This window comes from Enterobacter sp. B79-1 (assembly GCF_057444735.1).
Map to the genome: position 1 here is coordinate 889,045 of NZ_JBYAZJ010000001.1, position 14,172 is coordinate 903,216.

Here is a 14,172-nt window from a genome sequence, read left to right on the forward strand (position 1 = left end):
CAATTATTGACGACCATGCTGAAAACACTCGATGTCGTTGCCGCCATCATCGAAAAAGACGACAACATTTTACTGGCGCAGCGCCCTGCCCACGCCGACCAGCCGGGAATGTGGGAATTTGCAGGCGGGAAAGTCGAAGCCGGTGAAACCCAGCCCGAAGCGCTGATCCGCGAACTGCGTGAAGAGTTGGGCATTGAGGCTCAGCCTGCGCGCTACGTGGCAAGCCACCAGCGCGAAGTGTCGCAGCGGTTAATCAACCTGCACGCCTGGCATGTTCCCGTCTTCAGTGGAGAGCTCACGGCGCACTACCACAGCGCGCTGGTGTGGTGTACGCCGGAAGAGGCGTTCGCCTACGACTTAGCCCCGGCGGATATTCCGCTGCTGGAGGCCTTTATTCTTTTACGCGACGCCAGACCAGCGGATTCGTGCTAATGGTGCGTTCATCACGCTGGCACTGCAGTAAAACACCGTCCGCTTTAACCACCGCCCCTTCAGAATAGTTTTGATCCTGATAGATGCAGCACTGATTGCACGGCTGCGCGCGCTGGCCGCTGGAGCTAAAAACCTCTGGCGGCACGTTCACTTCCACATCCGGGCGAATGCGGTCCGCCTGAGCGCCAGCGGTAAACATCAAACATAACGCGGTCATCACGTAACGGTTCATCGACTTGTCTTCCTGTTGTGTCCTGATATTGACTATAACGGTAAACCTGCGCAGAACCTTTAATTTATCTCGTCATCGCTTTTGGTTATGGCCCGCCCTCTCTCATGAATTTCCCTTTCGGCACACATTTCTGCTTGCCTCACAAAGCGGTACGGGTGGTATAGTCAAAAAAACAACACAAATCGCATAAGCAACATACATAAATTACTATAAGAGGTTCTTATATCTATGGATCAGACACGCACTCTGGAAAGTTTCCTTGCCCATGTTCAGCAGCGCGACCCGCACCAAAGCGAGTTCGCGCAGGCCGTTCGTGAAGTGATGACCACCCTGTGGCCCTTCCTTGAACAAAATCCGCGCTACCGTCAGATGTCTCTGCTTGAACGCCTTGTCGAACCAGAACGCGTGATCCAGTTCCGCGTGACATGGGTTGACGATCGCAATCAGGTGCAGGTCAATCGTGCGTGGCGCGTACAGTTTAACTCAGCCATTGGCCCGTTTAAGGGCGGCATGCGCTTCCACCCGTCCGTAAACCTGTCGATTCTGAAGTTCCTCGGCTTCGAGCAGACCTTTAAAAACGCCCTCACCACGCTTCCGATGGGCGGCGGGAAAGGCGGCAGCGATTTCGATCCGAAAGGCAAAAGCGAAGGCGAAGTGATGCGCTTCTGCCAGGCGCTAATGACCGAACTGTATCGTCATCTTGGTCCTGACACCGACGTTCCTGCCGGTGATATCGGCGTCGGTGGACGTGAAGTGGGCTTTATGGCCGGGATGATGAAAAAACTCTCTAATAACAGCGCCTGCGTCTTTACCGGCAAGGGGCTGTCGTTTGGCGGGAGTCTGATCCGCCCGGAAGCAACCGGATACGGCCTGGTTTACTTCACCGAAGCGATGCTCAAGCGTCACGGCTTAGGTTTTGAAGGGATGCGCGTCGCGGTGTCCGGCTCCGGTAACGTAGCGCAGTACGCTATTGAGAAAGCGATGCAGTTTGGCGCTCGCGTGGTAACCGCCTCTGACTCCAGCGGCACGGTGGTGGATGAAGCGGGCTTCACGGCGGAGAAACTGGCGCGCCTGTGTGAAATCAAAGCCAGCCGCGACGGTCGCGTGGCGGATTATGCCCGAGAGTTTGGCCTGACCTACCTGGAAGGGAAACAACCGTGGGGCGTGCCGGTGGATATCGCCCTGCCGTGCGCAACGCAGAACGAGCTGGATGTTGAAGCCGCGCGTACATTGATTAGCAACGGCGTGAAAGCGGTAGCGGAAGGGGCGAATATGCCGACCACCATCGACGCGACGGACCTGTTCCTGGACGCGGGCGTGCTGTTTGCGCCGGGCAAGGCCGCTAACGCGGGCGGCGTGGCGACCTCCGGCCTCGAGATGGCGCAAAACGCCGCGCGTATGGGCTGGAAAGCGGAGAAAGTGGATGCGCGCCTGCACCACATCATGCTGGATATTCACCATGCTTGCGTGGAGTACGGCGGTGAAGCATCGCAAACCAACTACGTGCGCGGAGCGAATATTGCCGGGTTCGTGAAGGTGGCGGATGCGATGATTGGGCAGGGCGTGATTTAAGGTTTCGCTGCATTCTCGCCCTTGTAGGCCCGGTAAGCGTTAGCGCCACCGGGCTTTTTTCAGGCCGCAGAGCTGCTTTTCGCCGGGTGTCGGCTGCGCCTTACCCGGCCTACGTTTTAAGAGGCTGCCGCGCTCTTTTTCTTTTTAAACGGTTTCTTCGTGCCACCGCCCGGTGCCACCATTCCTCTGAACGTTTTCACCGGCGTGCTGCGCGCCTGATCGATCAGCTGGTAAAGCGTCCCGACCAGCGGCTGCATAAAGTCCTGATAGCGGCACTGCTTCTCGCTGATCTGCGTCAGCACCGACTCCCAGTGCGCGGTCATGTCCGGCCTCGCGGCCAGCTCTGGCAAGGAGTGAATCAGTGCCCGGCCCGGCTCTGTCGAATGGATATAGCGCCCTTTTTTCTCGAGAAAACCACGCTTAAACAGCAGCTCGATAATCCCCGCGCGGGTTGCTTCCGTACCCAAACCGTCGGTGGCGCGGAGGATCTTCTTCAGATCTTTATCCTGCACAAAACGGGCGATCCCGGTCATGGCGGAAAGCAGCGTCGCGTCGGTGAAATGGCGCGGCGGCTGAGTCTGACGCTCAACCACTTCGCCCTTCTCGCACAGCAGCTCGTCATCTTTAGCGACCACCGGCAGCGGCGTGCCGTCGTTCTCCTCGTCGCGCTCTTTGTTACCGAGCAGCGTGCGCCAGCCCGCTTCCGCAAGGAAACGCGCTTTGGCGACAAACTTGCCTTTGGCAATCTCAAGCTCAATGACGCATTTGCGGAACACCGCGTCCGGGCAGAACTGCATCAGGTACTGACGGGCGACCAGGTTGTAGACCTTCGCTTCGTTCTCGGTCAGATTGACGCTGCTGGCACGCGCCGTCGGGATAATCGCATGGTGGGCATCCACCTTTTTATCATCCCAGCAGCGGTTATGGGTGTCCGGGTTGACCGCCGGCTGCGGGAGCAGATCCGGCGCATGCACGCCGATGGCGTTCATCACCGAGTGGCGTCCGGCAAAGTGTTCTTCCGGCAGATAGCGGCTGTCCGAACGCGGATAGGTGATGAGCTTATGGGTTTCGTAGAGCTTTTGGCAGATATCCAGTACGTTCTGCGCGCTCAGTCCAAACTTTTTGGCCGCCTCAATCTGAAGTGCAGAGAGCGAAAATGGCAGCGGCGCGGGTTCTGATTCCCGTTTATCGTTATAGCTGGTGACGATAGCGGGCTGCCCGGTAATGCGGTTAACCACGTGATCGGCCAGCGGACGATGGAGCAGACGCCCCTCTTCATCCTGGTATGACTCGCAGGCGTCGCTCGGCTGCCAGACGGCGGTAAAGCGCTCGTCTTTTGGAGTGACGATATGCGCTTTCACTTCAAAGAAATCTTTGGCGACGAAGTTTTCAATCTCTTCATCACGGCGAACCACCAGCCCCAGCACCGGCGTCTGCACGCGGCCCACGGAGAGCACGCCCTGATAGCCCGCGTTGCGCCCGAGGATGGTGTAGGCGCGAGTCATATTGATACCGTACAGCCAGTCGGCGCGGGCGCGGGCTAAAGCCGAGACGCACAGCGGAATAAATTCGCTGTTGGCGCGCAGACGCGAGATTGCCCTCTCGACGGCCTGCGGGTTGAGGTCGTTAATTAAACAGCGCTGCACCTGCTGGCGCTTTTCCGGCGCCAGCTCCAGGTAGTCCAGCACTTCATCGACCAGGAGCTGCCCTTCCCTGTCCGGGTCACCCGCATGCACGATTTCAGCCGCTTCATGCAGGAAGCGCTTGATCACGTTGAGCTGTTTGGTGACCGAAGGCCGGGGCTGCAGGCGCCATTTTTCCGGCACGATGGGCAGATCGTTCAGGTTCCAGCGGGCGTAGCGGCTGTCGTAGACATCCGGCTGCGCCTGCTCAAGCAGGTGACCAATACACCAGGTGACCACCTGCCCGTTACCGCATTCGATGAAGCCGTCGCCTTTGCGATGCGGTTTAGGCAGCACATCGGCAATGGCGCGGGCCAGGCTCGGCTTTTCGGCAATAAACAACCGCATCGAATTAACGGATCTCAATCATCGGTCTGCCGCCGCGCGCGGTCACCAGCTCGCCGATCGCCGTCAGGGTGATGCCAAACTCGGCGGCGGTCGCCTGAACGTCGGCTTCGGATCCCGGCGTAACCGCCAGCAGCAGGCCGCCGGAGGTTTGCGGATCGCACAGCAGGTTGCGCCACGCTTCAGGCATCTCGCCCATCAGGTGACCGTAGCTGGCGAAGTTGCGCTGGGTACCGCCCGGCACCGCGCCCTGAGCAATATACTCTTCCACGCCCGGCAGCTTCGGCACGTCCTGATACCAGACCTGCGCCTGAACGCCAGCGCCCTGGCAGACTTCACTCAGGTGTCCCAGCAGACCAAAACCGGTCACGTCGGTCATCGCCTTCACGCCGTCGATGTTGGCGAAAGCCGCACCCGCGAGGTTCATCTGGCACATCACTTCCGTTGCCAGACCAACATGCTCGGGCTTCAGCAGGGATTTTTTCTCGGCGGTGGTGAGTACGCCAATGCCCAGCGGCTTGGTGAGGAACAGCTTGCAGCCCGCCTGCGCGGTGCTGTTGCGCTTCACGCGCTCGGTCGGTACCACGCCCGTAACGGCCAGGCCGAAGATCGGCTCCGGCGCATCGATAGAGTGACCACCGGCCAGGGCAATCCCCGCCTGCTGACAGGCAAAGCGCCCGCCCTCAATCACATCGCGGGCAATCTCAGGTGGAATGGTGTTAATCGGCCAGCCCAGAATGGCAATCGCCATGATCGGCTTACCGCCCATCGCGAAGATATCGCTAATGGCGTTCGTCGCCGCAATGCGCCCGAAATCGAACGGGTTGTCGACAATCGGCATAAAGAAGTCAGTGGTGCTGATAATGCTGGTGCCGTTACCTAAGTCATAAACCGCTGCATCGTCACGCGTTTCATTACCGACAAGCAGGTTCGGGTCGACAAACTTCGCCTGTTCGCTGTGTAGGATGGTCTCCAGCACTTTCGGGGAAATTTTACAACCGCAACCGGCTCCGTGGCTGTATTGCGTTAAACGAATGGTTTGCTCGCTCATGGACGTCTCCTGTCATCTCAATCGCGCTATGGTAGCGCTCATTCCATAAAGAGGTAAGTATGACTGTCTGAATTCTGCGGCGGATGCTCAGAATCCAGACAGTTTAGCGCGGGTTATCAGAAACGGCTGACGAAAGGCGTGGTGTCCGGCACGCTGATGGTGCTGGAGGCTTTAAGCTGCGGGGTGCCAAGATAGAGGAAGCCGACAATTTTATCGTGCTCGCCACAGGCAAAGCCCTCACGCACGACCGAACTTTCGGTCAGCGGTCCGGTGCGCCAGATGCCATTGAAGCCCTGCGCGACGGCGGCCATTTGCATCGCCATCACCGCACAGCCTGCGGACATTTCCTGCTCCCAGACCGGCACCTTATGGTCGGCCTGACATTTCGCCACGACAGCGATGATCATCGGCGCGCGGAATGGCGCACTGCGGGCTTTATCAATCCCTTTCTCATCCTGACCAGCAGCAACCGCGCCTTTTTCCAGTAACGCACTGAAGCGGTCGCGGCCTTCGGCTTCAATCACAAAGAAGTGCCAGGGCTGGAGCGTGCCATGATCCGGCGCGCGCAGGCCCGCACGCAGAATGTTTTCCAGCTGCTCGCCCGCTGGAGCAGGCTCGGCCAGACGCGACGCGCTACGGCGGTTAACAAGCAGTTCAAGTGCATCCATTGGTTAACTCCTTTCTTGAAATTTACTCACAAAATTAACACGACGGCAGATTTTGTTACAGCGTGTCAGGCGATTCCTGCTGACAAGTGGCGGTTGGGTCATTACGATAGCCCAACATTACCGTCACGTGGCGACGGAAACAGTCATTTTCTGGTTAGGGAGAATACATGCGAACCCTTTGGCGAATCTTTGCCGGTTTCTTTAAATGGACGTGGCGACTGCTCAACTTCGTCCGCAACCTGGTGATGAACATCTTTTTCATCTTCCTGGTGCTGGTTTGCGTAGGCGTCTGGATGCACATCAGCAACGCCAACCAGGCTCAACATTCGACCCGCGGGGCGCTGTTACTCGACATCACCGGCGTCATCGTTGATAAACCATCTACCAGCAACCGTCTGGGCGTGATTGGCCGCCAGTTGTTTGGCGCAACATCCGACCGTCTGCAGGAAAACTCCCTGTTCGATATCGTCGATACCATTCGTCAGGCCAAAGACGACCGCAACATCACCGGGATCGTGCTGGATCTGAAAGATTTTGCCGGAGGCGATCAGCCTTCCATGCAGTACATCGGTAAAGCGCTGCGCGAGTTCCGCGACAGCGGCAAGCCGGTGATTGCCGTGGGCGACAGCTACAGCCAGGGGCAATATTATCTGGCGAGCTTTGCCAATAAAATTTGGCTCTCGCCGCAGGGTACGGTCGACCTTCATGGTTTTGCCACCAACGGGCTGTATTACAAGTCGCTGCTCGACAAGCTGAAAGTCACCACCCACGTCTTCCGCGTCGGGACCTATAAGTCTGCGGTTGAGCCGTTTATCCGCGACGATATGTCCCCTGCTGCCCGTGAAGCGGACAGCCGCTGGATTGGCGAACTGTGGCAGAACTATCTCGGCACCATCGCCGCCAACCGTCAGATTACCGCTGAACAGGTCTTCCCTGGCGCGCGCGGCATGCTGGACGGGCTGCGTAAGGTTGACGGCGATACCGCGAAATATGCGCTCGACAACAAGCTGGTTGACGCGCTGGGCTCTAGTGCGGATGTCGAAAAAGCGCTGACCAAACAGTTTGGCTGGAGCAAAGAGGATAAAAACTTCAGCGCCATTAGCATGTATGACTACGCAGCGAAAAAACCGGATGAGACCGGGGACAGCGTTGCCGTGGTCTTCGCTAACGGCGCTATCATGGACGGACAGGAGACCCCGGGGAACGTTGGCGGGGACACCACCGCGTCGCAAATCCGCGATGCGCGCCTTGACCCGAAAGTGAAAGCGATTGTTCTGCGCGTAAACAGCCCTGGCGGCAGCGTGAGCGCTTCTGAAGTGATCCGCGCGGAACTGGCCGCGGCTCGCGCCGCTGGCAAACCGGTGGTGGTATCAATGGGCGGAATGGCTGCATCGGGCGGGTATTGGATCTCCACGCCAGCGAACTACATTGTCGCCAACCCAAGCACGTTGACCGGCTCTATCGGCATCTTCGGGGTGATCAATACCGTTGAAAACAGTCTGGACTATCTGGGCGTGCATACCGATGGCGTTTCCACGTCTCCGCTGGCGGATGTGTCGGTGACGAAATCTCTGCCGCCTGAAGTCTCTGAGATGATGCAGCTCAGCATTGAAAACGGGTACAAGCGCTTTATCACGCTGGTTGCCGACTCGCGTAAAAAGACGCCAGAACAGATTGACCAGATTGCGCAGGGCCACGTCTGGACCGGACAGGATGCGAAGAACAACGGTCTGGTGGACAGTCTGGGTGACTTTGATGACGCCGTTAAGAAAGCGGCCGAACTGGCGAAGCTCAAGCAGTGGCACGTTGAGTATTATCAGGACGAGCCGTCGTTCTTCGATATGGTGATGGACAGCATGTCCGTTTCCGTTCGCGCCATGCTGCCGGAGGCGCTGCAGGCTTACCTGCCTGCGCCTGTTGCCACGGCGGCGAAAGCGATGAAGGCGGAAAGCGATAAGCTCGCGGCCTTTAATGATCCACAAAGTCGTTACGCGTTTTGCCTGACCTGCGCGAACGTCCGTTAAAAACCGTCCCCTCTTCCCGCGAAGAGGGGATTTTTTTCTTTTGAAGAACAAGAACTCACACCCATGCAGAAGAAATCGATTTATGTAGCCTACACTGGCGGTACCATCGGGATGCAGCGCTCTGAAAACGGCTATATTCCTGTCTCCGGCCACCTGCAGCGTCAGCTTGCACTGATGCCTGAATTCCACCGCCCGGAAATGCCTGACTTTACCATCCACGAATACGAGCCGCTGATGGACTCCTCCGACATGACGCCGGAAGACTGGCAGCACATCGCGGATGATATTAAAGCCCATTACGACCAGTACGACGGCTTCGTGATCCTGCACGGCACCGACACCATGGCGTTTACCGCCTCGGCGCTCTCCTTCATGCTGGAGAATCTGGGCAAGCCGGTTATCGTCACCGGCTCACAAATCCCGCTGGCGGAGCTGCGCTCGGACGGGCAGATCAACCTGCTGAATTCGCTGTACGTTGCAGCGAATTATCCGATTAACGAAGTGTCGCTGTTCTTCAATAATCGTTTGTATCGCGGGAACCGCACTACCAAAGCGCACGCCGACGGCTTCGACGCTTTCGCCTCGCCTAACCTGCAGCCGCTGCTGGAAGCGGGTATTCATATCCGTCGTCTGGGCACGCCGCCTGCGCCGAACACCGCCGGTGAGCTGATTGTGCACCCGATTACCCCACAGCCGATTGGCGTGGTGACGATTTACCCTGGGATCTCTGCGGACGTGGTACGTAACTTCCTGCGTCAGCCGGTGAAAGCGCTGATTTTGCGCTCTTACGGCGTCGGCAACGCCCCGCAGAACGGCGAATTCCTGAAAGAGCTTCAGGAAGCCAGCGAGCGCGGGATCGTGGTGGTGAACCTGACCCAGTGTATGTCCGGCAAGGTGAACATGGGCGGCTACGCCACCGGCAACGCACTCGCACATGCCGGAGTCATCAGCGGCTTCGATATGACCGTTGAGGCAACGCTGACTAAACTTCACTATTTACTGAGCCAGGATCTGGACATCCAGTCTATTCGCAGCGCGATGATGCAAAACCTGCGCGGCGAGCTGACCCCGGACGAATAAGGAGGCCACATGAAGCAACGCGCTCTGTTACTGGTCGATTTGCAAAATGATTTCTGCGCGGGCGGCGCGCTGGCCGTCGCGGAAGGTGACAGCACCGTTGATGTGGCGAATACGCTGATTGACTGGTGCAAAGCCCGCGGCGAAGCGGTTGTCGCAAGCCAGGACTGGCACCCGGCGAACCACGGCAGCTTTGCCAGCCAGCACGGCGTTGAGCCTTTCACTCAGGGGGAACTCGACGGGCTGGCGCAAACCTTCTGGCCGGATCACTGCGTACAGCAGACGGAAGGCGCGGAGCTGCATCCGCTCCTGAATCAGAAAGCCATCGACGCGGTGTTCCATAAAGGGGAAAACCCGGATATCGACAGCTATAGCGCGTTTTTTGATAACGGGCATCGCCAGAAAACGGCGCTGGACGCATGGTTACGTCACCACGAAATCACGGAGCTGATTGTGCTGGGCCTGGCGACGGATTACTGCGTGAAGTTTACCGTGCTGGACGCGCTCCAGTTGGGGTATACCGTCAGCGTCATCACCGATGGGTGTCGCGGCGTGAACATTCAGCCGCAGGACAGCGCGCAGGCGTTTATGGATATGGCCGCCGAAGGCGCGACGCTATATACGCTCGAAGACTGGCTGGAGACGCATGCGTAAGTCTTTTTAGCCGGGTGGCGCTGACGCTTACCCGGCCTACCTTTCCCCGTAGGCCGGGTAAGGCGCAGCCGCCACCCGGCAACCCCCTCTCCGATCTCCCATAAAGTGAACTCCCTCGCATCCTCAGCGAAGCGGCAATGCTATTCTCATCAGGTTATTTTTCCGCCACGCTTTTTCAGTGGCGTGGTTTTTTCGTTTGTCAAAGAGGAACTTGTATGAAACGTTTGCCCTTGCTGGCAGCATTACCCTTGCTTTGCGCGTCAGTTGCCTCCGCCAGTACCCTGATGTCCGTAGGCTACTTTAACGGGGGTGGCGATGTCACCGCCGGACCGGGTGGCGATATCAATAAGCTGGACGTCCGCCAGATCACCCACCTGAACTACTCGTTTGGCCTTGTCTATAACAATGAGAAAGATGAAACCAACGCCGCCCTAAAAGATCCGGCAAAGCTGCATCAGATCTGGCTATCGCCAAAAGTCGCCTCCGATCTGGCCCTCATCCCGACCCTGCGTAAACAAAACCCGAACCTCAAAGTGCTGCTTTCTGTTGGCGGCTGGGGGGCGCGTGGCTTCTCTGGCGCAGCGGCAACAAAAGAGACGCGCGCGGTGTTTATCCGCTCCGCGCAGGAGATCGTCGATAAATACGGCCTGGACGGGATCGATCTCGACTGGGAGTATCCGGTCAACGGCGCGTGGGGGCTGGTTGCCAGCACGCCTGCCGACCGGGATAACTTCACCGCGCTGCTGAAAGAGATGCGTGAGGCGTTCGGGCAGAAAAAACTGGTCACTATAGCGGTAGGCGCGAATGCGGAAAGTCCGAAAAGCTGGGTGGATGTCAAAGCTATCGCCCCGCTACTCGACTACATCAACCTGATGACCTACGACATGGCGTACGGGACGCAGTATTTCAATGCCAACCTGTATGACTCCAGCACCTGGCCGACGGTTGCCGCGGCCGATAAATACAGCGTCGATTTTGTGGTGAACAATTATCTGGCCGCCGGGCTGAAGCCACAGCAGATGAACCTCGGGATCGGTTTCTATGGCCGCGTGCCGAAACGCGCCGTCGAGCCGGGGATCGACTGGACGAAACCGGATGCGCAAAAAAATCCGGTGACCCAGCCCTACTTCGGACCTCAGGAGATCGGGTTGTTCACGTCACTCGGCTATGACCTGACCAAAGATACCTACGTGAAGTACAACGATATCGTGAAGAAGCTATTGAACGATCCGCAGAAGCGCTTTACTGAGCACTGGGATGACCAGGCTAAGGTGCCGTGGCTGTCGGTGAATTCTGCCGACGGGAAGGCGCTGTTTGCGATTTCCTATGAGAACCCGCGTTCCGTTGCCATCAAAGCGGACTACATCAAAGAGAAAGGTCTGGCAGGGGCGATGTTCTGGGAGTACGGCGCGGACGACAACAACCAGTTAGCGAAGCAGCTGGCGGCGTCGCTCGGGATCCCACACTAAGGTGTAGTGTGCCGGGTGGCGCTAACGCTTACCCGGCCTACACAGAGAGCATTATTTGAAAGTCGCAATCGGCTTCGGCGTGATGCCGAAGTCTTCTTTCAGCTCGCGCTTGCTCTTCATCACCATCTGTCCACTGGTGTCGATCGTCATGTGCTGCGCGTCGGTATTATTGCGCGCCTGCCACAGCATCACCAGCTGCAGGCTGTTCTCTTTTTGCTCCGGGGTGAGCGCCACACCATCTGGCCATTTTCCCAGTTCAACGGCCGTCACCAGACGCTGATAAACCTCCGGTGTCATACCGCTAATCATGTCATCAATATTCATGATGTCTCCCTTTTAAAGGAATAATTTGCTGAATCGATTTTTCAACCTTTAGTGTGATCGCCATTTTCGTCATCAGTGAAGCTTAACGAGGCTGAATTCACGCAAAAACGCTCACCCGTTGGCTGAGGCCCATCAGGGAAGACATGCCCGAGGTGCGCATCACAGTTTCCGCAACGAATTTCAGTGCGTACCATGCCGTGCGAGGAGTCCGTCAGATAGCGGATCGCGTCATCGCTCACCGGCTCGTAAAAGCTCGGCCAGCCACAGCCTGAATCATATTTTGTTTGCGAATTAAACAGCGGCGCATCGCACACCAGGCAGTGGTAGACGCCGTCTCGTTTGTTGTGCAGTAAACGCCCGGTGAATGGCGGTTCCGTTCCGTGATTCTGCGTCACGTAAAACTGCATTTCTGTGAGGTTTTTTTTCAAATCGTCGGGGTTACGTTGGTTCGACATATGCTTACATCTCGCTGTAGAAACAGACATCTTCTGACCCGAATTCTAACAAAACATTAACACCCTTGCGTGCACTTTTGTTCTAAACTTATGTGTCGCGAAAAGGCGGTCAGGCAATTGTGATCTGTTTCACATTTTTATCCTGCGAGGCCTTTAAAATTCCGGCCGCAGCCCCCATGTGGTTGCTAGCTCAAAGGGAAAGTGAGGCGAGTCAGTCGCACAAACGTTAGTCACAGGATTGATTTGTCGCAATGATTGACACGATTCCGCTTGACGCTGCGTAAGGTTTTTGTAATTTTACAGGCAACCTTTTATTCACTAACAAATAGCTGGTGGAATATATGACTATCAAAGTAGGTATCAACGGTTTTGGCCGTATCGGCCGTATTGTTTTCCGTGCTGCTCAGAAACGTTCTGACATCGAAATCGTTGGTATCAACGATCTCCTGGACGCTGAATACATGGCGTACATGCTGAAGTACGACTCAACTCACGGTCGTTTCGACGGCACCGTTGAAGTGAAAGACGGCCACCTGGTTGTTAACGGTAAAACCATCCGCGTTACTGCTGAGAAAGACCCAGCTAACCTGAAATGGAACGAAATTGGTGTTGACGTTGTAGCTGAAGCTACCGGTATCTTCCTGACCGACGAAACCGCACGTAAACACATCACCGCTGGTGCGAAGAAAGTTGTTCTGACTGGTCCTTCCAAAGACAACACCCCAATGTTCGTTCGTGGTGCTAACTTCGAAAAATACGCTGGCCAGGACATCGTTTCCAACGCATCCTGCACCACCAACTGCCTGGCTCCACTGGCTAAAGTTATCAACGACAACTTCGGTATCGTTGAAGGCCTGATGACCACCGTTCACGCAACTACCGCTACTCAGAAAACTGTTGATGGCCCGTCTCACAAAGACTGGCGCGGCGGCCGTGGCGCAGCTCAGAACATCATCCCATCTTCTACCGGTGCTGCTAAAGCTGTAGGCGTTGTACTGCCAGAGCTGAACGGTAAACTGACTGGTATGGCGTTCCGCGTTCCAACGCCTAACGTATCCGTTGTTGACCTGACCGTTCGTCTGGAAAAAGCTGCTTCTTATGAAGAAATTAAGAAAGCAATCAAAGCTGCTTCCGAAGGCGCAATGAAAGGCGTTCTGGGTTACACCGAAGACGACGTTGTATCTACCGATTTCAACGGCGAAGTGTGCACTTCCGTGTTCGATGCTAAAGCTGGTATCGCACTGAACGACAACTTCGTTAAACTGGTTTCCTGGTACGACAACGAAACCGGCTACTCTAACAAAGTACTGGACCTGATCGCTCACATCTCCAAATAAGTTGAGATGAGTGTTTGATCCAAAAAGGCGACTTCGGTCGCCTTTTTTTATGTATAACTGCGTTGTTTTTAATAAGTTTTCTTATCATATTGACCACATAGTGGCCACACTAAAACAACCCACCTACTTCATTTTAGGACGCTTCGTCTTGGCCTTCTTAGGTTCTACTCGAGTATCTTTGGTATCAAAATTTGCCTTTCCTTCTGCCTGCAGCTCGGCAAGAGGTACTATTCGCCTGTGCATAGCTAAAAGCATCTTTAACTGCACAAGTTCGTCTCCCCCTGCTAGCGATAGAAGATTTGCAAACTGCACATCATTCAGATTGAAGCTTTTTTGGAGTAACTTTGTATTTTCAATTATGAGTTTTATCTCCTGCTCCTTATTTTTTAGCCTCAATTGTTGAGACTTCAAACCAGACCATTCCCGCTGCCTATAATCCCTCATAACTTTGTCATAGACCTTATTTGCTGCAAGGATACTTGCACCAATCGCCGTGACAAGACCCGCTATCTGCCAAGCAACATCGATTGCGCAAGAAAGCTCTATGAACCCAGGGGATGCATATTGTATTTGTTTAACAACAGGTCGTTTATTTTCGGGCACAAAACTTGAAACGCTTCTGATGAAGTTAACTACGCTATGGCCACCTTCCCACGGCATAGTTGCATATCCGTGAGGATTATCTATACCTCGTTCGCGGCTACGAGCTACTTGTTCAGCTCTGTTAGATACGGCGTAAAGTATCCCATATAACTGCAGATACTCCTTTGTTAGAACAGCAAAATCCTGAAGTTCCCAACGCTTATCAAGCTCAATAATTACACTATCCATTTCAGTAGTCATCCGATCA

Annotated in this window: 14 protein-coding genes; 7 read left to right on the forward strand and 7 right to left on the reverse strand. The window is 55.8% G+C overall.

The window, feature by feature from the left end; translation table 11 throughout:
* The first annotated feature begins 15 nt into the window (after nt 1-15).
* Nucleotides 16-432 carry a pyrimidine (deoxy)nucleoside triphosphate diphosphatase gene (locus AC2T6E_RS04305; protein ID WP_283095799.1) on the forward strand — a complete coding sequence of 139 codons (417 nt, stop codon included), beginning with the start codon at nt 16-18 and terminating at the stop codon, nt 430-432.
* Here the strand turns inward: AC2T6E_RS04305 and AC2T6E_RS04310 are convergent.
* Complete coding sequence (locus AC2T6E_RS04310; protein WP_089599082.1) at nt 392-664, reverse strand: YnjH family protein; 273 nt, start codon at nt 662-664, stop codon at nt 392-394. The two genes, AC2T6E_RS04305 and AC2T6E_RS04310, sit on opposite strands and share 41 nt — an antisense overlap.
* Nucleotides 665-892: 228 nt before the next feature.
* On the opposite strand from AC2T6E_RS04310, the gene gdhA reads away from it, so the two are divergent.
* Nucleotides 893-2,236, forward strand: coding sequence for an NADP-specific glutamate dehydrogenase (gene gdhA, locus AC2T6E_RS04315; protein WP_042714822.1), 1,344 nt, complete (start codon nt 893-895; stop codon nt 2,234-2,236).
* Between the two features lie 116 nt (nt 2,237-2,352).
* Here the strand turns inward: gdhA and AC2T6E_RS04320 are convergent, their stop codons facing one another.
* From AC2T6E_RS04320 to AC2T6E_RS04330, 3 genes are all read right to left on the reverse strand, one after another.
* A complete protein-coding gene (locus AC2T6E_RS04320; RefSeq protein ID WP_042714821.1) occupies nt 2,353-4,266 on the reverse strand; it encodes a DNA topoisomerase III in 1,914 nt (637 codons plus the stop codon).
* 4 nt (nt 4,267-4,270) lie between these two features.
* Nucleotides 4,271-5,314 carry a selenide, water dikinase SelD gene (gene selD, locus AC2T6E_RS04325; protein WP_108416788.1) on the reverse strand — a complete coding sequence of 348 codons (1,044 nt, stop codon included), beginning with the start codon at nt 5,312-5,314 and terminating at the stop codon, nt 4,271-4,273.
* 116 nt (nt 5,315-5,430) lie between these two features.
* On the reverse strand, nt 5,431-5,982 hold the full coding sequence (locus AC2T6E_RS04330) for an NAD(P)H nitroreductase (RefSeq protein ID WP_100166983.1): 552 nt from the start codon (nt 5,980-5,982) through the stop codon (nt 5,431-5,433).
* A 167-nt stretch (nt 5,983-6,149) separates the two neighbouring features.
* On the opposite strand from AC2T6E_RS04330, the gene sppA reads away from it, so the two are divergent.
* From sppA to chiD, 4 genes are all read left to right on the forward strand, one after another.
* Nucleotides 6,150-8,006: a signal peptide peptidase SppA gene (gene sppA / locus AC2T6E_RS04335; protein WP_100166984.1), complete on the forward strand. Its 1,857-nt coding sequence runs from the start codon at nt 6,150-6,152 to the stop codon at nt 8,004-8,006.
* Between the two features lie 63 nt (nt 8,007-8,069).
* Complete coding sequence (ansA, locus tag AC2T6E_RS04340; protein ID WP_010430087.1) at nt 8,070-9,086, forward strand: asparaginase; 1,017 nt, start codon at nt 8,070-8,072, stop codon at nt 9,084-9,086.
* Nucleotides 9,087-9,095: 9 nt separating this feature from the next.
* Nucleotides 9,096-9,737 carry a bifunctional nicotinamidase/pyrazinamidase gene (gene pncA / locus AC2T6E_RS04345; protein ID WP_427354085.1) on the forward strand — a complete coding sequence of 214 codons (642 nt, stop codon included), beginning with the start codon at nt 9,096-9,098 and terminating at the stop codon, nt 9,735-9,737.
* A 215-nt stretch (nt 9,738-9,952) separates the two neighbouring features.
* Nucleotides 9,953-11,206, forward strand: coding sequence for a chitinase ChiD (gene chiD, locus AC2T6E_RS04350; RefSeq protein ID WP_108416786.1), 1,254 nt, complete (start codon nt 9,953-9,955; stop codon nt 11,204-11,206).
* A gap of 51 nt (nt 11,207-11,257) precedes the next feature.
* Here the strand turns inward: chiD and AC2T6E_RS04355 are convergent, their stop codons facing one another.
* On the reverse strand, nt 11,258-11,530 hold the full coding sequence (locus AC2T6E_RS04355; RefSeq protein ID WP_108416785.1) for a YeaC family protein: 273 nt from the start codon (nt 11,528-11,530) through the stop codon (nt 11,258-11,260).
* 41 nt (nt 11,531-11,571) lie between these two features.
* Nucleotides 11,572-11,985: a peptide-methionine (R)-S-oxide reductase MsrB gene (msrB, locus tag AC2T6E_RS04360; protein ID WP_010430078.1), complete on the reverse strand. Its 414-nt coding sequence runs from the start codon at nt 11,983-11,985 to the stop codon at nt 11,572-11,574.
* Between the two features lie 341 nt (nt 11,986-12,326).
* On the opposite strand from msrB, the gene gapA reads away from it, so the two are divergent.
* Nucleotides 12,327-13,322, forward strand: a complete 996-nt coding sequence (gene gapA / locus AC2T6E_RS04365; protein WP_010430074.1) for a glyceraldehyde-3-phosphate dehydrogenase — start codon at nt 12,327-12,329, stop codon at nt 13,320-13,322.
* Between the two features lie 123 nt (nt 13,323-13,445).
* Here the strand turns inward: gapA and AC2T6E_RS04370 are convergent, their stop codons facing one another.
* Entirely contained in the window at nt 13,446-14,165 is a 720-nt protein-coding gene (locus AC2T6E_RS04370; protein WP_454539271.1) for a hypothetical protein, read from the reverse strand.
* Between the last annotated feature and the right edge of the window lie 7 nt (nt 14,166-14,172).